We start from the raw sequence: 20,058 nt of genomic DNA, 5'->3' as shown, positions 1-20,058 counted from the left end.
CTTATTGCTGGCTGAACGTCAGGCCACGTAGGCTGTCGTCACCGCTTTGGTCAATGACCGCATCCAGAGCACCGGTAAGCACGTATCCGTCGACTTTGGATTTCGCTTGGGCAAGCTGCGATTGCGCTAGGACGTATTGCAAGTTGGAATCGAAATAGGTTCGACGGGATACTAGGACTTGCACAAAGCTCGTTTCTCCAGCTTTGTACGCAACTTCTGCCAACTCTAGCGATTCCTGAGCGCTGGGAAGAATCTCCTGCGAGTACTTGGAAACGGCTGCAAGCGACGAATCGAATTCGCGTGAGACAACAGCTAACCGAGCTTTGATTGCGTTTTGAATTCGCTCCGCGTCCATAACTGCACGGCAATACTCGGCGCGAGCCGCCGCTATATTGCCTTGGTTCTTATTAAAGACAGGGATTGGCGCACCGATCTGAAAATTGATCAAACCGGAGTTGGTTGCATTGTCTACACCTGCGGCCAACTGAGCGGTGATATTCGGGATCGCTTGAACCCCTTGTCGTTGTAGATTGGCGCGGGCACGACTGATGCGAGCTTGAGCTGCCTGGTACTCAGGGCTGGCGGAGATCATGGTCGCACTCAATCCATTCCAATCAAGTAGCGCTTCTGATTTCGGCAATTCTCCCAGCAAAGTTCCTGACGCCAATTCCGGAGAGCCCGCAATTGCCGCTAGCTCTCTCCAGGTTGCCTCGAAGGTCACTTGAGCCTGTTGCAATGCCAAATCAATTTCGTTCTTTTGAACCTTGGCTTGCAGTACGTCAACTTTGGAACCCTCCAAGGCCTGCTTGCGCAGTTCGGCGAGTTCGAGTCCCTTGTCGGTAACTGACCGGAAGTTCTCAATCAATTCGACTCGACGCTGGGCAGCCAACGCTTCGTAAAACTTCACGCGAATATCGGTTGCCACTCTAAGCTTCTGCGTCTCGAGCTCGAACAACTGGGATCTAAGTGCTTCATTCTGCACGTTTCGATTGAGGGCTAGTTTATTTCCAGTGATGATCTCTTGCTCGATAAAGGCAGTATGTTGGTCGGTGCCACGGTCTGCCAATTGTACTGCTTGATAGCCAACAATCGGGTTTGCTCGGAGTCCAACCTGAGTACGGAAGCCTGCTGCCTTCTGAGTAGTGGCAGCCAACTCGCGAATCGTCGGATTGTTCGAATAGGCCAGCGATTCGAAGTCTCTAAGAGTCATAGCGGGCTGCGTTTCACCGATTTCCGAAAAGCTGCTGTTGGGTGCGACGATAATCGACTCTGGGAAGTTCGCCTGCCCGTTCTCAACTTCGCCCAGATAGGAAACCGTCGTGACTAGACTGTCACTGGTGGGCTTCGTGGACTCGCGACTGGGATTATCAGACGACGCTAGCGACATGTTGGTTGCATGACCTACGCGTCGCGTCGCGCAGCCACTCGAATAAAGCAAAAGTAGAACGCAGGTGATAACGGCATAGAATTTGGTAACGGGTGACATGAATTACTCGCTTCGAAACAAAGACGTAGGAATGGCACAATGGTCCAATGGCGCGTTCCTGTCTAAATCCGAAGCGGTATCGTATGTTTGGACGTCGATAGATCGTGCAAGTCCACCGACGGACAATATTGTGGCGATTCAACGAAAATCCAGTCGGCGCGGGGCGAGCATGCAATGAATCCGCATGGACAAAGTTCGTTGCTTACCATCGACTTGAGCACTAAATGTCGTTTTGCATGACATAGCATGCACGAATCGTGTTCATGTGGCGCTGGAGAACATGACTGTTTCGACTCAGCATTGCCAACGTGACAGCACGGACATGCATCAGGGCTCGATTGAGACGTGAGAGTTGAATCGAAAGGTGAGTTGGCGCAGTGGCAATGCGGGAAAAATTCGAACAGCAGTAGCAGCCCGACGAGTACCCATGCGAAAGGTGATTTGTAGCCATCCATGGCATACCACTCTGTTAGATAATGCTATCACTCAAGTAGCTTTGCCCTCCTGGCTCAGCCATAGTCACTTGGAATCGGCAGGTTCGACCTTCGAGAATTTCCCTAAAACCCGACTTGCAAAGAATTGGCGAGGACATTCGATGCACTACGGCGCCGATGCGGCAGAATCGTCAATGTCACTGGCGTGCAAGCGTCAATGCAAGCAATCGCCGGTCGGATCAACTCGTAGTTCGGTTTTATGGAAGCGATTCCGCATTGACGTCGGCCGTGGTCAAATCATAGAACGCACAATGGCCTTCGAAAGAGCAAGAATTCCAATGGCCACAGCAATGGCGTTAGCTGGCATGCCTTCCGCGGCCACTCAAGATCCATATACTAATAAGTCGATGGCAAATGTGTGCGTCGGCCAATGCTCAATAAGCAGCAAAAATTAACCAGCAAAAACAGTTACGCGTTTCTCCTTGAAAACGGTGCGGCGATGATTACCCGGTACTACAAGCCGATTCCCAAACCAGTCATCGTATGGCTGATGGCGATCGTGCTTGCGCTACCATCGCCAAGCTTTAGTTGTTGCCCCTGTTCGCACGACGAATTGCAAATCGACTGTGCACGTTGCGATAGTGCTGAATTGGCACCACGTACGAAGGCAATTGGTTGTTGCGACTGTGAGGCCTTCGACTATTGTTGCTCAGCGACTCATTGTCGATGCCCAGATAATTGCGCATGTCATCTTGCGGATGGCAGCCGCGTAAGTGTACTGCAGAGACTGGTCGCCGACGAGGATTCGTCCACAGATAGCGTTATTCAAGACGGTCCCTTCGTTCGGCTTCGTGAGGCTTGCAAGCAGCTCGCTGTCGATACTTCTGCATCCGCGACCACATCGGCGCTTGAACGCTGTATCGGTCTTTCCCGATTTCAACTCTGAACCTGCACTGCCGAGAGCTTCGCGATCAAACTTGATCTGCTGCTCTGAAATCCTGTGCATCCAGTTTCCACAACTGTTCAGATTTGTCTTTGCGGGAGTTCCCTCTATGTTAAATGATACTAAGCAAATTCGTACCTCGGTGGTGAAGCCTCAGTTGAACCACTTGGAAGGTCGATCGTCACTGTCACCTAATTTAATTTCTGGTTGTGCATTAGCTTACCAGCGTGTGCTGATCATCGAATATCGCGACGACCACTATGTTGACCTCAAAGAGCTTTTTGAGAGCTACGGATGCCAAGTCTCGCGTGCGGCAAGTAGTGATGTTGTCTCGGCGGAGGCACGAATTTTCTCCCCGGACCTAATACTTGTTTGCGAGCGCATGCCCGGGGAAAGTGGGTGCTTGATCGCATGTAAATTGAGATTCGGCCGTTTAAAGCAGCCAATCTGGCTTTACACAGCTACGGGGCAGCACGATTGCACAGACTGGCAAGAATGGAGCGGCATCAATGACGTCTTTTTCTACGCAGGTAGACTCGGACGACTTCGCGAACTCCTGCAACGACGGCTTAAGTCGTGTCCGCTAGTTGGTCGCCCAGCTTGACGATGCCACTGCCTGGAAACCAGCCTGAGCGTGTCCAAAACTGGGAAGTAGACGCATGTCGTCAAAGCGAATGCAATGAGACATCACATTGACATCCTTCGTCATTGCAGGAAACGCCGTGAAATATGAGGTTTTCCTGCCAAGGGGTTCAACGGCACTGCACTTGCACCAAGTGACAACAGTCTTCTCTTCGAAAAAAACTATTGAACGAGCCAGTCTAAATGCGCCGAATCATCCCTGCTACCGGACTCCTAATCGTCGCCTTCGCTTTGACAGCGACATCGGCTTCTGCTCAGTACTACGGGCACTACGACTACGTTCATGTAAATCATGAGCACCATGCACACTACGATCACGGGCTTCACCACGGTGGACACAGCAATCACGGTGACTACCACGGTGGCTACCACGGTGGCTACCACGGTGGCTACCACGGTGGCTACCACGGTGGCTATTACGCGCCAGACCATTTGAGCTACCCAGTTCATCCGCCCACCTACGTGTACGCTGCTCCAATTTATGGGGAACCAGTGTATGTCGATTCGAAAGGCAGCGATTTCGGCTGTCCCAATTCAGGCTACTGCCCCCACGCCGCGAACGATTTCAGTCAGCAATACGCGCCGGTGCCATTGCATAGCCAACAGGATGGTTTTACCTACGGGCCAACGCAAGGCTTGAACGATCCGTCTCACGACGGGCATGATCACTCAGGACACAATCACGCCGGTCACACTCATTCCAATCTCGGCAACGCCTACGCATCTCCGTCGGATCCGCAGGACCGAAGCCACGTTCCCGCCCCCCCTTCCTTGGATCAATTCCCTCAGTTCCAGCTGGCGCCACAGCAGCAGCCCAACAGCTATTCCGGCATTCGCCCGAACTCCCCCGACTCATCACCAAGCCTACCAAAAAGCAGTGAAGCACCCATCCGAATGGACGGCCCCCCACCTCAGCTTTGAGGTAGAGCTTATTGTTTTCCACGTTGCACGCTCAGTTATTACCGTAATCGTCGCTCAGCAATCGGAGACCGTTAGCGATTACCAACAACGACGCTCCCATGTCGGCGGCGATGGCTGCCCAGAGCGATGCGTAGCCGGCGAAGGTGAGGATCACAAATACTGCCTTCACCGCCAGAGAAAAGGCGATGTTCTGGCGAATGATGTGGAGCGTTCGCCGTGAATGATGAATCAGCCAGGGGATTTTGGAAAGGTCGTCGGACATCAACGCAATGTCGGCGGTTTCAATCGCGGCATCGCTTCCAGCAGCTCCCATTGCAATACCCAACGACGCTCGCGCCAGTGCCGGCGCATCGTTAACTCCATCACCGATCATCGCAACGTGCTCATACTTGGCGACAAGATCTTCGACCGCACTGACTTTGTCTTCAGGTAATAGCTCTGCGCGTACTTCGTCAATGCCCGCTTGTTTTGCGATTGCGTTTGCCGTCCCCTCGTTGTCGCCGGTCAGCATGACAAGGTGTTCGATACCGGCGGCATGAAGCTGATTCACCACTTCACGAGTTTCTTCGCGGATTGCGTCGGCGAGCGTGATGAAGCCGCAAACGTGATGATCATTTCCGATCACCACGACGGTTCGTCCGGCTTCTTGCATCGCTTCGAGTTGCTCATGCACTTCCGGAGTCTCCTGCCCACGCTGCTCCAGATAGCGATGGGAGCCAAGCCAATAGGACTTGCCATTGAATCTTCCCGAGGCGCCTTTGCCGTGGATAGACACAAACTCATCCGCAGTCGCAATCGTCATGCTTCGTCGCTCTGTTTCTTCCACGATTGCGCGAGCTAGCGGGTGATTGCTGTTCTGTTCCAATGCTCCCGCGCGGGCAAGCAGTTCTTCGTCATCATGACCGCCCAGGGGCACTACATCGACAACCGCGGGCCGGCCTTGGGTCAGCGTACCGGTCTTGTCCATTGCGATCGCACGCAGTCGCGCAGGTAACTCGATGAAGACGCCACCTTTGATGAGAACGCCGTTGCGAGCCGCTGCCGCCAGCGCCGCAACGACACTGACCGGCGTTGAGATCACGAGCGCGCATGGGCAAGCAATCACCAACAACACCAGACCGCGATAGAGCCAATCGGACCACTCGCCTGACAACGCAAGCGGCGGAACGATAATGATTAGCACCGCGGCAATCATCACGACCGGCGTATAAACAGCCGCGAACTTCTCAACCCATTTCTCGGATGGAGCACGCTTCGAGCTTGCGCTTCCCACCATCTTGATGATCCGCGCCAACGTCGTATCGTCCGCAGCTTTTGTGCTCGCGATTTCAAGCGATCCGTCGCCGTTGATGGTCCCGGCAAAGACCTCGTCCCCAACGCCTTTCTCAACCGGCACGCTCTCGCCCGTGATGGGTGCCTGGTCGATACCGCTGGTACCCAAAACGATTCTTCCGTCCAACGGGATCTTTTCGCCGGGACGGACAATTAGCGTAGAACCAATTGCAACGTCAGCGGGCGCGACGTCCGTTACATCCCCCGCCTCGCCCCGGACATGAGCGATAGGCGGAGACAAATCCATCAGTGAGGCGATGGCCCGACGAGCTCTACCCACACTCCACGATTCGAGCAGCAGCGATAGCGAGAATAGAAACGCGACGGTCGCTCCCTCAAACCACTCGCCAATCAGCGCTGCACCGACGACGGCAACCGTCATCATCAGGTTCATGTCGGGGCGCAGAGACAATGCGGCTCGCCATGCCTTGGGAAGTACCAAGCTAAGACCGGCAATGATTCCGACCACGTACAATAAAACGGCCGCAAGCGGAAGCGACTCGCTGGTAACGCTCGTTCCGCGTGATAGCATTAGCTGCGTCACCAGGCCGGTAACGCCAAACACGCCGCTGACGGTCGTCAGCATGGTTCGGCGATGCTGCGACCAGAAGGACGATTCGCGCTCAGATTTGGCATCTTGCCATGGCTCCGCATTCAAACCTGTGCGCTCGATTGCAGCCAATACATCGGCTAGCTTCACATCCAGCGAAGAAATGTCGATTGACAGTTTGCCGCCAATCAAATCGAAGCCAAGCCGATCTTCATCTTCCAGCAACGGTATGAGTTCTCGCTTAAGCACCAAGACCTCCTCAGCGCAGTCCATTCCATGAATCCGCAGTTCGATCGGGCTACTTTTCGCGTCAGTCATTCGTTCGTTTTCATTGTTACTGATTCTCGTCTGGATCAGCAGGAGAGCTTCCTGACGCGTCAACCTCGCTCAGAGCCGCAATAAGCTCCGATTCGGATTTCGGTCCAACCAAGCGTTCAACTTCGACGCCATTCCGAAAGATCAATAAAGTCGGATAGCGGTGGATACCATACTTTTCTTTGATAAATGGGTTTTCGTCGATATTGAGTTCCGCGACCTTGGCTTGACCAGTCAGTTTTTCAGTGACCAGTCGCAACGTTGGTTTCATTTTGATACACGGCTCACACCATGGTGCCCTCATATCGACCAATACCGGAAGATCCGACTCGATAACCTCCGTTTGGAAATTCGCATCGGTCAACTGGACAGGTTTGATGCCATTCGCATGTGAATCTTCCAATGGTTGTTGTGCAACGTGAGAATCACATCCCATTTGGAGAACCGCAAACACGGATAGCAGCAGGGCTATCGGGAGCTTGGTAGACCAATACATGATAGTTGTTCCGGCTTTGAAAGTTTGACATGTCGCTGAGGCGTTCGAAAGCTGACGGCTAATTCAGAAACAGGCGACGCCCCAGCCACTACGTCGGGCGGTCTTATTCCTCCGGTTGCGGAGGTTTGCGACCTGTCTTGGCCTCATACACGGCCGCGAACTTGTCGAAGCGTTTGGGACCGCAGATAAAGCACTGCGACTCTGGGCGATCGTGTTCCTTGCACCAATCACCGTCTTCTTTGAACTTGGCCACCAGCGATTTATCGCACAAGGCGCACTCTTCCTCGGGCACGCCGTGCTCGACGCACCACCATCCACCGTGGCTATTGTCCACGTCGGTTGCCGCGACCGATTCGCCGGTTCCTTCAGTTGCTGTCTCGCTCTTACTGCATCCGACCAACGCCAATGCGCCGACCAACACTGTCAACGTGAAAGCTCGTGTCGCTAAAATCCAATTCATCTTCATCTCAAAACTCCTTCGGCACTGCCGAATTAAAGGGGGAAACTAAACCGTTACTGCTTCGGACTCTCGCTTGGGCTCGGGCCGATGCCCTGACTCAAGTTCGTGCTCAACTTCGGGATCGGTCGGTTCATTAGGCTGACGATGACGACCGTCATCATCGTCTCCATCTCCATCAAACTTCTCTACGGGCATATTGAAGACAACATAGAGCACTCGAAGAACGAGCAAGCTCATCACCATCGCACTACAAACACCACCAATCACGACAGTCGCGAGTGGTCGTTGGACTTCCGCTCCCATGCCCGTACTGAACGCCATCGGAACAAAACCGAGACTTGCTACCAGTGTCGTCATCAAAATCGGACGCAAGCGTGTCATCGCGGCTTCTTCTACCGCTTCGTCAAGTGAACGACCAAGCCTGCGGAGTTGCCGAATCGTCGACACCAGCAGCATGTCGTCGAGGACAGCGACACCGGACAGGGCAATGAAACCGACGGCGGCCGAGATTGAAAATGGCATGTCGCGAATCCACAGGGCAAGGATTCCGCCTATCCACGCAAACGGAACGCCGGTGAAGACACGTATCGAGTCGATCCAGTTGCGATAGGTCATGTACAGCAATGCGAGGATCATCAGCAAGGCAATCGGCACGACGATCATCAAACGCAACTGGGCGCGTTGCAAGTTTTCAAACTGCCCGCCCCAGTCGACCCGGTATCGGCCCGGAGGCAGTTGGACCTTCTCGGCAATAACACGCCTCGCTTCGGCAACAAAGCTGCCCAGATCCCGTCCCCGCACGTTCGACTCGATCGTGATCCGCCGCTGATACCAGTCGCGCTTGATCGTATTGGGGCCCTCGACCTTTTCGATGGTTGCCAATCGCGATAGTGGAATGCGTTGGCCCGATGGTGTTGCGACCAAAATCTGTTTGATTGCTTCGGGACTCGCTCTAGCCTTCTCTGGTAAACGAATAATCAGCGGGAAACGCAACTGGCCCTCGTAGACTTCGCCCACGTTGTGGGTGCCCAAGGATCGAACGAGATTCATGACCGTGCTGGCGGGAATCCCGTAGCGTGCGATTTCATCTTGCTTGATGCGAATCTGTAACAGCGGTTGTCCAGAGACCTGTTCAACCTTGACGTCTTCGGAACCAGGAATGGAATTGAGTGCCTTCTCAATCTCGCTGGCCTTTTCCACCATCAGGTCCAAATCGTCACCGTAAAGAATGGCGGCGACGTCGGAACGAACGCCGGAGATCATCTCATTCATTCGCATCTCGATCGGCTGCGACATCGCAAGCCGTGGCCCAGGCAAGTCTCGCAATTCTTCCTGAATCGCGACGGTCAACTCTTCTTGAGTTTCAGCTCGTGTCCATTCTTCACGGGGATGCAAGGTGATGAAAAGGTCTGTCAATTCGGTTCCCATCGGGTCGGTCGCAACCTCGGCTGTGCCCATGCGACTCCATACCTGTGCGAATTCATTGGGAAACTTTTCAAGTATCACCTGCTCCATTTGCGTGTTGTAACGAATGGATTCTTCTAGCGTCGTCCCCGCAAGTCTGACCACGTTGATCGTGATCGCGCCTTCGGAAAGACGCGGCACGAACTCACTTCCGAGGTTCGGAGCCACAAGTCCAAAGACACTCACCAGCAACAGCAGCGCCGAGCCTATGACAAACGTCTTGTGGTGCATCGTGAATCGCAACACCGGCGCGTAGAGTCGTTTGAGAACTCGAATCAGCAGCGGCTCTTTCTCTTGAACGTTCTTTGGCAGAAACAGACTGGCCAGGACTGGCATCAGGGTGAGTGATAGCACCATCGAACCTGCCAGTGCCATGATTACCGTCAACGCCATCGGGCGAAACAGCTTTCCCTCTACCCCTTCAAGCGTCAGAATCGGCAAGTACACGATCATGATGATCAGTTCGCCAAACATGGTCGGTTTGCGAACTTCAATGGCCGCATCGCGAATGATTTGGAGCCGACTCTTGCCGTGCTTGTCATGCGCAAGGTGCCGGACGCAGTTCTCGATCATCACCACCGAACTATCGACGACCAAACCGAAGTCTATCGCGCCGAGACTCAGGAGGCTGGCCGCAATGCCGAACTTCAACATGCCCGAGAACGCAAACAGCATCGAGAGCGGAATTGCCAGGGCGACGATCAAACCTGCCCGCAGATTGCCAAGGAAAATGAACAGCACCGCGACAACCAGCAACCCTCCTTCAAAGAGATTCTTTTGAACTGTGTGGATGACGTGGTCGATCAATTCCGTGCGGTCGTAAACTGTTTGAATCTTGACGCCGGGAGGCAACGTGGCTTGGATGCTGGCAATCTTTTCCTTGATGGACCAAGTGACTTCGTTGCTGTTTTCACCCATCAGCATAAAGCCCAGCCCCAGAACTGCTTCACCGCGACCGTTCGCCGTGACCGCACCACGACGGATCTCGTGTCCAAGCTGGACATCGGCCACGTCGCTCACTCGCACGGGAACGCCTTTGACCGCCGTGATGACGATATCGCCGATCTCTTGAATATTGACAGTTCGCCCCACGCCATGGACAAGCAACATCTCGCTGCCATCGGTGACCGTCCCTCCGCCAACATTTTCGTTGTTAAAAGTAATGGCATTTGACACTTCCTCGAACGTCAGCCCGTATTTGAATAGACGATCCGGATCGAGTCGCACTTGATATTGCTTTTCGTAACCACCCCAACTGTTGACTTCCGCTACGCCACGAACCGACCGCAACTGTGGTTTAACTACCCAGTCATGAATTGTTCGCAACTCGCTCATGCGTTTGACACGTTCATCCTGCGAAGCATTCGAAAAATCAGCGCCGTCATACACCAAGACGTAGTGAAACACTTCGCCCAACCCCGTCGAGACCGGACCCATTTGCGGTCGCTGAATCCCGTCGGGCAATTCGACGGTCGACAATCGTTCGTTGATCAGTTGTCGGGCAAAGTAAATGTCGATGCCGTCATCAAAGATCACGACGACTTGCGACAATCCGAACTTGGAGATGGAACGAAGTTGATCCAGTCCTGGCAGTCCGCTGATGGCTTGCTCAACCGGAAAGGTGATCTGTCGTTCGATCTCTTCGGACGCCAGCGACGGCGCTACCGTATTGATTTGAATCATTACCGGAGTGGTGTCCGGAAATGCATCAATGTCAAGTTGCCGTAGCGAGAAACCACCGATGACCGCAAACAGCAGCGCGACCAGGATCACCAGCGCGCGGTGCTTGAGTGAAAAGTCAATGAGCCAATTAAGCATCCGTGCTCTCCCTATTCGGCGACGCAGTCACAGCCTGCGCCTAAGTTGTTTTTTAGTAATTGAGCACGCAGCACATCGCTACCCGCCGTGGCAATGACTTCGCCCGGCAACACGCCAGAAAGCACCTCGGTTTGATTCGCGTTTACAGCTCCAAGCCTGACGCTACGCACATGAAAAACCTTGGCGCTCTCGGGACTGACGAAATAGTTCTTGTCGCGAACGAAGACGATTTGGCAGCAGCCTTCCCAGTGCGACGCACCAGTCGGAATTACGATCGCATCAGATTCGTTTCGCAATACAACTTCGCCCGTACCAAACGTCTCGTTGCGAAGGCGACCGTCCGGGTTGTCCAGCACAGCCCGCACTTGAACCATCCGCGTCATCCGATCCGCCGACGTGCTGATCCAGTCCAGCTTTCCCACCACCGTTTCGCGGCTTCCATCGGCGTGAAAATGAACTGGCTGACCAATGGCGAGTTGGCTCATATTCTCGAGCGGCACATTCAATGTCAGCCACATTTGGCGAACATCGGCGACTTGAAAAAGAATCCGCGCCGGATCAACGACTTCACCCGGTGCCACACTACGCTCGACAACGACGCCCTCGATGGGCGAGCGAACCGGCAGTAAGTTTGACGAGACCGATTGCGGATCGAGTTGACTACGGATTGACTCTGGGATGCCGAGCAAGCGCAGTTGATCGAGCACCTGCCCTTCGCTTAGCCCCTGTAACGAATCGACATCGACCGGTAACCCGAGATTTCGAAGCGACTGGTCTGCAGCCAGCACATCAGCTTGGGCTTTCGAAAGTGCAGCTTCGGAATCAAGAATTCGCGATCCGGCGACGGCATCGCGAGCTTCGTAAAGTCTTGCTACGTTCTGCTGTTGCAGATTCCGTTCGGCGAGGTCTCGCAGCAACGTTGTTTTTAACTCGCCGACTGCCGCAGCATCGATCACGGCCAGTACCTCGCCTTTGGCAACTGGATCACCCACTTTCTTGCTTACCAACCAAACCGTTCCAGGCAAGCGTGAGGCCAGACTGGCTTGACGTGTGGGGTCATAGACGATTTCGCCACTGCCAGTGATCGCTTCAACGATCGGAGCACGGTCGACGAGTTCAACGTCGACGCCGGCTTGCTGCACCGATTCGACTGATGCAAACTGAATGCGAGACTGGTAAACCTTGCAAGCACTATTGTTTTCCTTCCGTGGGGCTATCTCCAATGCTCTCGATGCTCGTTCCAAGTCGCCTGGCGGTACCGCAGGCGTCTCCTTCAACTGAGCAACATCCGGATGCTCCAGAACGCAGTTATGCACGCCGTGGACCTCACACCAACCGTAGTCGGGGCCTTTCGGCATCAGAGTAGGATCGCACTCGACGCAAATGGATTCTGGCACGGCGTGTTCTTCACACCAATCGCTAACGACCGGTTCGGCTGATCCTGTCAGAGATGCGAATTTAGGGATTCGCCAATCGTTGTGATGTCCGTAGTAGAACACGGCCGCGAACCCGATCAGAACCAAAATCGGCCCGATACTTCCCAGCACTAGGGATAACCCGCGCCGGAGCGGTCCGCGTTGTTCTAGTTTCTTACCCATTTCAGGCTCGGATGTATCGACGTGATGACCGTTGACGGACGGCTTCGCCGAATGTTGCGACTGGTCCTGTTTCGGCGCATCAACAATGGAATGACTCATGGATAGACTCCTGCTGGTAATGGATTGGACAAGCCGGAAACGCAACCGGTGCGATCCGAAGCGCGAACCGTGGATGCAGGCCAACCAGACAGCTAAAATCAAAACGCGCAGCGTCTAGCCAAGGTTGGTGACAGCAACGGACGTTCGCTGGTTAGCGAGCAATGGCCAGCAGCGGCCTATAGCAGTAAAGAAGCGAAAACGAGACGGATTGTTTGTCCGCTCTCGAGATCGAAGCGATGGGAGCGCTCGACATCAGGAAAAGAAAAGTTGCCAAGTGAATCGACCTGAGCAAAGAAGTCGGGACCTAAGCAGAAAGTCAGTCCAAAATCGTCACCTAAAATACGTTCGATTAGCTCGGGCGCAGCATGACTCACGCAGCCCGAATCACAAGGAAGAACTGGAGAATCTTCAGGACAGTCGCATGGCGAAGGCGCTGGCCTTTCATCACTTCCACAGGGTCCGCAATTCGAATCGCAACATGCAGAATGAACCCCTTCGTTCACCTCACATCCATGCACACTCTCAGCGCATCCGCCGCAAAAAAGCGGACACAGAACCACACGAAGTGTGATGAGCGAGATGATGGCAATACGAAACATGAAAAACTTTAGAGCTTCAGACAGTTGTACGATTGTATCGGACCTTTTCATTGTAGGTCCGGGTAGGCTGTGCAGCAATAGCATCCCTAACCTCGTCGCGTTGTCGGATCGTAGACGAACCATAGACCAAGATTGAATCCGTAGCTCCAAGGTTGGAGCGCAGGACGGCCCTTGCAGATCGCTTGCTTTCAATCACAGGCCGCAATTCCCACTCGACCCGCAAGTCGATTTGGCTCTAGATATGGCAAAAAATCTCCGAAATCCTGTCTGAGGCGTGAAGAAGTACCAGACTGGCTGCATCCAATATGTCATCGAGAGCTAAATTTCAGTCGTCAAACTAGCTCCTCCCCACTAGACTCAACGAAATGAACGCTTTGCGTACAGGTGCGGCTTCGCGAATTATGCCCGCTATTGTCGTAGCGTTCGGTTTGATTGCCGGTGTCCCGACAACAATCGCACATTCGAACGACTCCAGGGTCTGTCAACGTGGGTGCTGCCACAGCGATGTGCCAAGCCAGGCTTGCTGCAATCCTGCCACCGATGATAGCTGTCCGGTGATGGCAACCTGCAAGGTGACGGTCTGGATGCTGCCAGTAGAATTGAATAAGAATTTGATTCCTCGTGGGGCTGGGCGAGTTTTCGCAATTCGAATGATACCAAGCGCCGAGTCATTCTTACGTGAAGTGCCTTCGGCCAATCTTCTTAGCAACTCTTTGATTCAACTGCACGTGCGGCTTCAGATTTGAGTGACGCGTGCTTCCGTTCGCTCACTGAAATCTGAATGTGGCCGGTTTTCTCAGGCTTTCTGTATGTTACTTTTGATTCTTGGAGTATCGATCATGTTTACAAGTACGATTACGTCAATTCTGTTCGCGGTAATGTTGGTTCCTGGTAGCAATGGACTTGATGGAGTTGGTGTGTTGGAGCCAACGTGTTGCGCGAAACACGCTTATTGCTGCCAAGTCCAGCGCGAATGCTGCCGGACGTCGCCAGCGGTTGTCGACGATACCAGCGTGACTAACAATGTTGGCCGTCCAACGTGCTGCGCTAAGCACGCTTATTGCTGCACCGTTAAGCGAGCATGCTGTGGCAAAGCAGAGCAAGCAGTCGTTGTCGAACTAGCATTGGCAGCGCCACAGCCAACATGCTGTGCAAAACGAGCGTACTGCTGCTCGACTCGTGCTGCATGCTGCGGAAAAGCAAGCAGGGAGTTTGCTGCTTAACTTTCTACTCTCGGCTAGACTGGTTCGTATACCGACTTCGATTATCAGCCGGGTGAGTGAGGAAGCTCGCCCGGCCTGATTCTCTTTCTGTCGCCTCTGACAGCCACTTCTCGCAAACAGCCAGCGGCAATCTTTAAGAATGGAACAACAGTGCAAGGCTCAATTGCGTTCGGGCCTGCCGCTTGATCGAAACGGCAGTTGCAACATCCCAGGTAGGTGTTCGGTCTGAGTTTCATCGCGATAGTCACTGACTCCAATCGTCATCTGGTCGTGGCCATCTTGCGGTTGTGATAGATAAGTCCGAAAGAGGTAATCCCACCAGGGAAGGTTGAATCCAAAGTTGCTATTTGTTTCGCATCGAATGACCGAATGATGCACGCGGTGCATGTCCGGTGTGACCACCACAAAACGCAACATCTTGTCGAGCCACAGCGGAATCGAGATATTACTGTGATTGAACATTGACGTCGCATTGAGCAGTAATTCAAAAATAGCGACCGCGATGGCGGCTGGACCCAGTACAAAGACGACCGCTAACTTGATCAGGACGGAAAGAAGTATCTCAAAAGTGTGAAACCGCAGCCCTGTCGTCACGTCAAAATCCATGTCTGCATGGTGGACCATGTGCAAACGCCACAACCACGGAACCTTGTGAAACAGCAGGTGTTGACCGTAAATGGCAAGGTCAAAAGCAACGACCCCTATCATGATTTCCAGCCACGTGGGCCAATCCACGAAATTCAGAAATCCATAGCCAGATGATTGAGCGAGCAGTGCGGCGCCCACGGCCGTGATCGGCATTAAGAATCGAACCAGAATTCCATTCAAGATGACAAGACCGATGTTGCTACTCCACCGCCAACGCCGTTTCAACGACAGTTCGCGGCGAGGCGCAAGCAATTCCCATACGACCATCGCAAGCAGCACGAAGGAAAAACACGCCAAGCGAATAACGACTTCAGACTGATTGTTCAAACTCAAAACTCCTTGATACATCACTGACCATCGTCCATTGCTCGTGCGAGCCGCAAACCGCAATGCCAGGGACTGCGTTCCAATACAGAAATAGACACAAGTTAAGATGCTACCTGCTCTACCGTCTCGAGGTTGGTGCGGGGAAGCGATCCGTCACGAATCTGAGTCGTCAATTCTCCATGGTCGGTCCTCGTGGCACACTGCTACCAAGAGTACGAATCCGATAGCATTCACCTATGCGCGAACATTCCGATCCAAAACCAGGTTCCGATCGTAAGCGATGCCAAAATTACGCCGAGTGCAAAGCTCGGCCAGAACGCGAGTCCGGTCCAGTTTGCGAATGCAAACGGGACGAAGAATGGCAACCCCAAAGGAACGAGCACCAAAGTCTCCCGAGCTAGCTGGGTAATAGTGCTCATCTCATGGTCTTTGTTCCATGTCATGATGAAGGCAAGAATACTGACGATCGGTAGTGTTAAAAGCAGTGCTCCAAGCCTGGGGACACGTCCCGAAATCTCGGCGACAGCGACAATTACCACCGCCGAGATTAGAGCTTTCACAATCATCCAAAACATAGTGTCGGATTCCTAGTGTGCATGGGCCACTTCTGCGAAGTCGCCCGAGTAGGGAGTGTCATCGATAACGCCACTAATTGTGCCAGCATATTCTTGCACGACACCAAGTTTTTCGTGATTCCCAACGAAGCGCGATGCGGTCCCTTGGGCATCACCTGCCTGCGGAGACGCTTTCAGTGTTACCTGCATCATCGGATCCGTGATGCTCAGTTGAATTTCTGCAGCTTTGATTGGAGTGGGGGTCTTCTCATCCGCACCGAGTATGTAAACCGTCCCTTCCTGTTTCTCATGATCCACAGTGAATTCAACGTGGTACTTGCCACCACCCCAGTCAGCCAGTGTCCCGTCGTGGGGTCCGGCCCCGTGGCCGCCAGCGTGAGCATGGTCATCCTCACCCTCATGTGGATGACCGTGGTCGTTATTTGACGATGGTGCAGTCGAGCTAGTCGCCGCCGTAGGTGCAGCGGTCTCTGGCTTGCACCCAAGGTTGACTATCATGCAGATTGCTGCAGCAAGTGCGAAAAGCGGGTGTGAAACTCTCATTAATCGTATTCTCCAAAACAGGTGATGGGGATTCGAATCACTTGATTCGAACCGGAAAACAATCTCATTGGGTCAACAAATGATCGTCCTCAGACGCTCCTTCATTGGCCAATCTGGCGGCGTCTTTGCCGCTGAACTTCCAAAACATTCCTGGATGAATCAGGAACTCACAAAACGTGGATGTCGTTAAGCCACCGAGGATGACCGTTGCCACTGGGTACAGAATCTCGCGGCCTGGCTCTTGCCCACCCAGCACCAACGGAATTAGCCCAATACCGGCAGTGAGAGCAGTCATCAACACAGGGGCCAATCGCTCTAGGCTGCCGCGCAGGATCATAGCCTGCGTAAAACTTTCTCCCTCTTCCTTCATGAGGTGGAAATAGTGGGTGACAAGCAATATTCCGTTGCGAACTGCAATTCCGCCCAGAGATATGAACCCAACCAGGCTGGCAACCGTCAGACTCTGCTGGGTGATGATCAATGCCATCACACCACCGATGAAGGCTGTTGGAAGTGCGTTGAGTATTTGCAGTACGATCCGTACTGAAGGAAACAAAACTAGCAGGACCACGAACATCCCGACCACGGAAATTGCGGCCAGCACGATGATAAGCTGCGTTGCCCGTTGTTGACTTTCAAACTGTCCGCCGTACTCAATGAAGTACCCAACCGGCATTTGGACCTGCGCACCAACGCGTTGCTTGATATCCCCGACTGCGCCAGCCAAGTCACGACCTTCCGTGTTACAGCGAATCACTATTCGCCGTCGTGCGTTCTCGCGATTAACCGAGTTGGGACCGGTTCCTTCGCCAATGTCGGCGAGTTCATGCAGTTCCACTTGGCCACGTTCGGCGTTAGTCCCGCGATGGGGCAAGTCGATGCGAAGTCGCCCCAAATTGGCATAGTCGGTGCGATACTCTTCTTCCAAACGCACCAGCAGGTCAAATCGCCGTTGCCCTTCGAGCACTTGGGAAACAACCTCACCTTGAAGGGCCGTTTGCAATACACCCGCAACATACTCGCGTGTCAAACCATAAAATGCCAAATCGTCCGCTCGTAGCGCTATGTGCAGCTCCGAGGTTTCACGAATCGGCTCGACAATAGGTGGCGTGATACCCGGAACATCTTGGATGGTTGCTTTGACTTGTTCCGCCACGCGCTGCAACGTATCAAGATCATCGCCGTGAATCTTGATCGCTATTTGGGCGTAGACGCCTGAAACCATGTGACTAATCAAGTGCGCTAGCGGCTGTTCGACTTCGATATCAACGCCGGGAGCTTCATTGCTGATCTTCGCGCGCAGCTCCGACAATATTTCCTCGCGCTCGGTTCCTGACTCAGGGTTCATACTAAGAATGTATTCACCAAAGTTGACCGGCGATGCATGTTCGTCCATTTCGGCTCGTCCCGTCCGCCGAACGAAGTGCAATATCTCGCCTCCGGGATTTTCCTCTGTCTTTTGCATCGACTGAAAAACCTGATCGATCGACCTTGAGACCTGGTTGGAAGCATTGAGCGACGAACCGGGCGGCAGGGTGACGTTAACCTGGATGCTACCTTCGTCGAAAGGTGGCAGGAAGTTTCGGCCCAACAGCGACATCTGCCACGCAGCAATCACAACCGCGAGCCAAGTCAGAATGAGAAGTGTACCTGGCATAGCCATACTTAGCCGGATGAGGTGTGTTACTGCCTGCTTGAGGCTATGTAGAACGAACCCATCGCCTTCTCGATGAGTTGCTCCAGATTGAGGCAACAGATAATAGGACAGCACTGGTGTCACTGTCATCGAAACGACGAATGAGGCCAAGATCGAAACGATGTAAGCGACACCTAGTGGGGTGAACAGTCGCCCCTCTACTCCGGATAGGGCAAATAAGGGCATGAAGGAGAGAATCACAACCGCCGTGCCAAAAACGATGGAGCTACGAATCTCTCGGCTGGCTTGAAAGACAACCAAAATCGGTGGCTTTTGATTTTCGATTGATAGTTGATTGTTTTGCTTGAGTCGCCGGAAGATGTTTTCTACGTCAACAATCGCGTCATCAACCAATTCACCCATGGCCACAGCGATCCCGCCAAGTGTCATGACGTTGATCGACAATTCGCTGCCACTGATCCATCCGATCATTCGGAACACCAGCGTGGTCATCACCAGCGATAACGGAATGGCAGTCAAGGTGATGAAAGTCGTGCGAAAATTCAACAAGAACAGGAACAGCACGATGATTACCATCACGGCGCCAATCACCAGAGCTTCGCCTACATTGAAAATCCCCCGATCAATAAAATTCTTGAGTCGGAACAGCTCCGAGTTGACGATGATGTCAGCCGGAAGCGATGCTTCGACCTCAGAAAACGCTTCTGCCACAGCATCGGTCAACTTGCGGGTGTCGATGTGCGGTTGCTTTACAGTCGTGAAGACGATGCCTGGGTGACCGTCCACGCTGCCATCGCCACGTTTGAGCTGCGGGCCTTCGATGACTCTGGCAACTTGTTCGAGTAACACCGCGCGCTTAGCTTGAGCACCGACAGGAACCTTCTTAAGTTCTTCGATAACAACTCGTGAATCTGGTCCCAAGCGGCCAAGGATACGAATCGGCCTTTCAGTCTCACCTGTGATCGCAAAGCCACCACTGGTATTGATGTTGCTTTCACGAAGCGCCTGCTCGACATCTTGCACAGTGACGTCGTATTCCAGCAGTACGGGTGGATCGATCAGGATCTGGTACTGCTTGCGATCACCGCCGAGCATGAACACTTCTGCGACTCCCGTTGTTTTCAGCAGACGGGGGCGGATCACCCAGTCGGCAACGGTACGCAGTTCTAATTGTTGTTTTTCGTTTGTGAAGAAATCAGCCCTATACTCATTGCCTTCGAGCCGAATGGTCGCGGTGCCAACGGGATATTGGCGTGTTGCGGCGTCAGTGTTGGGATCTTCGCTCCATTGAAATTCAGCAGTTTCGACTTTCTTCCACGTCGATTTATCGTGGCGATTGACGGGCTGCCAGACCTGAATTTGAAAGTTCTCATTGTCACCGACGACCAGTTCCGCCATCATGTCGGTCCTACCCACTTGCGCAAGTCTTCCGCCTTCCGGCCCTGCTTGACGATAAATGCCCGCGACCACAATTTGGCCCATAATCGACGACGGTGGCGTCATTTGCGGACGAATGCCCTGGGGCAAAATGCCTTCTAGCGTGGCCAAGCGTTCTTGCACGGTTTGTCGAGCGGCGCGAATCTCGGTTGACCAGCTAAACTCGATATAAATAACATTCAATCCGGCCGTTGATTGGCTGCGAACAGCTTGCACACCATTGGCACCGAGTAGGGCGATTTCAATCGGCTGTGTTACCAGCGTTTCTACTTCTTCAGTTGCGAGGCCCGGTGCCTCAGTGATAATGACGACGCGTGGCCTGTCTAAATCAGGAAACACGTCGATAGACATTTGAGTTGCCAGGTACGATCCGTATACCAGCACGGCAAGGCTGACCACGACGACCAACATTCGATAGCGAAGCGAAGCGCGTATAACTGCATCAAGCATTGAAGATTTTCGATGGAGAATGATGATTGGTTGGGTGTTGA

13 protein-coding genes are annotated in these 20,058 nt (G+C 53.4%); 1 reads left to right on the top strand and 12 read right to left on the bottom strand.

The features are described 5' to 3' along the window. Window position 1 precedes the first annotated feature (1 nt). The 3 genes from Q31a_RS19835 to Q31a_RS31185 form a co-directional block, all read right to left on the bottom strand. Entirely contained in the window at window positions 2-1,486 is a 1,485-nt protein-coding gene (locus tag Q31a_RS19835) for a TolC family protein (protein WP_145081830.1), read from the bottom strand. A gap of 1,143 nt (window positions 1,487-2,629) precedes the next feature. After that, on the bottom strand, window positions 2,630-2,926 hold the full coding sequence (locus tag Q31a_RS30925; protein ID WP_231690848.1) for a hypothetical protein: 297 nt from the start codon (window positions 2,924-2,926) through the stop codon (window positions 2,630-2,632). A 520-nt stretch (window positions 2,927-3,446) separates the two neighbouring features. Continuing rightward, window positions 3,447-3,572, bottom strand: coding sequence for a hypothetical protein (locus tag Q31a_RS31185; protein ID WP_261342680.1), 126 nt, complete (start codon window positions 3,570-3,572; stop codon window positions 3,447-3,449). 116 nt (window positions 3,573-3,688) lie between these two features. On the opposite strand from Q31a_RS31185, the gene Q31a_RS19830 reads away from it, so the two are divergent. After that, window positions 3,689-4,426 carry a hypothetical protein gene (locus Q31a_RS19830; RefSeq protein ID WP_145081828.1) on the top strand — a complete coding sequence of 246 codons (738 nt, stop codon included), beginning with the start codon at window positions 3,689-3,691 and terminating at the stop codon, window positions 4,424-4,426. Between the two features lie 31 nt (window positions 4,427-4,457). Here the strand turns inward: Q31a_RS19830 and Q31a_RS19825 are convergent, their stop codons facing one another. The 9 genes from Q31a_RS19825 to Q31a_RS19785 form a co-directional block, all read right to left on the bottom strand. Beyond that, window positions 4,458-6,626, bottom strand: coding sequence for a heavy metal translocating P-type ATPase (locus Q31a_RS19825; RefSeq protein WP_197355419.1), 2,169 nt, complete (start codon window positions 6,624-6,626; stop codon window positions 4,458-4,460). A 16-nt stretch (window positions 6,627-6,642) separates the two neighbouring features. Continuing rightward, complete coding sequence (locus Q31a_RS19820; RefSeq protein WP_231690847.1) at window positions 6,643-7,119, bottom strand: thioredoxin family protein; 477 nt, start codon at window positions 7,117-7,119, stop codon at window positions 6,643-6,645. Window positions 7,120-7,222: 103 nt separating this feature from the next. Then, window positions 7,223-7,585 carry an RND transporter gene (locus tag Q31a_RS19815; protein WP_145081826.1) on the bottom strand — a complete coding sequence of 121 codons (363 nt, stop codon included), beginning with the start codon at window positions 7,583-7,585 and terminating at the stop codon, window positions 7,223-7,225. A gap of 39 nt (window positions 7,586-7,624) precedes the next feature. Beyond that, window positions 7,625-10,861 carry an efflux RND transporter permease subunit gene (locus Q31a_RS19810; RefSeq protein WP_145081824.1) on the bottom strand — a complete coding sequence of 1,079 codons (3,237 nt, stop codon included), beginning with the start codon at window positions 10,859-10,861 and terminating at the stop codon, window positions 7,625-7,627. Between the two features lie 11 nt (window positions 10,862-10,872). After that, a complete protein-coding gene (locus tag Q31a_RS19805; RefSeq protein ID WP_145081822.1) occupies window positions 10,873-12,558 on the bottom strand; it encodes an efflux RND transporter periplasmic adaptor subunit in 1,686 nt (561 codons plus the stop codon). Window positions 12,559-14,539: 1,981 nt separating this feature from the next. Next, window positions 14,540-15,355, bottom strand: coding sequence for a sterol desaturase family protein (locus Q31a_RS19800; protein WP_231690846.1), 816 nt, complete (start codon window positions 15,353-15,355; stop codon window positions 14,540-14,542). Between the two features lie 230 nt (window positions 15,356-15,585). Then, the gene (locus Q31a_RS19795; protein ID WP_145081820.1) at window positions 15,586-15,930 is read right to left on the bottom strand and encodes a DUF3147 family protein; all 345 of its coding nucleotides are present in this window, start codon (window positions 15,928-15,930) and stop codon (window positions 15,586-15,588) included. Between the two features lie 12 nt (window positions 15,931-15,942). Further along, window positions 15,943-16,428 carry a hypothetical protein gene (locus Q31a_RS19790; protein WP_231690845.1) on the bottom strand — a complete coding sequence of 162 codons (486 nt, stop codon included), beginning with the start codon at window positions 16,426-16,428 and terminating at the stop codon, window positions 15,943-15,945. 109 nt (window positions 16,429-16,537) lie between these two features. Continuing rightward, window positions 16,538-20,017 carry an efflux RND transporter permease subunit gene (locus Q31a_RS19785; protein WP_145081813.1) on the bottom strand — a complete coding sequence of 1,160 codons (3,480 nt, stop codon included), beginning with the start codon at window positions 20,015-20,017 and terminating at the stop codon, window positions 16,538-16,540. Window positions 20,018-20,058 lie beyond the last annotated feature (41 nt).

Origin of the sequence: Aureliella helgolandensis, from assembly GCF_007752135.1 — a bacterium.
GTDB classification, from domain to species: Bacteria; Planctomycetota; Planctomycetia; order Pirellulales; family Pirellulaceae; genus Aureliella; species Aureliella helgolandensis.
This window is presented reverse-complemented; position numbering and strand designations above follow the sequence as displayed.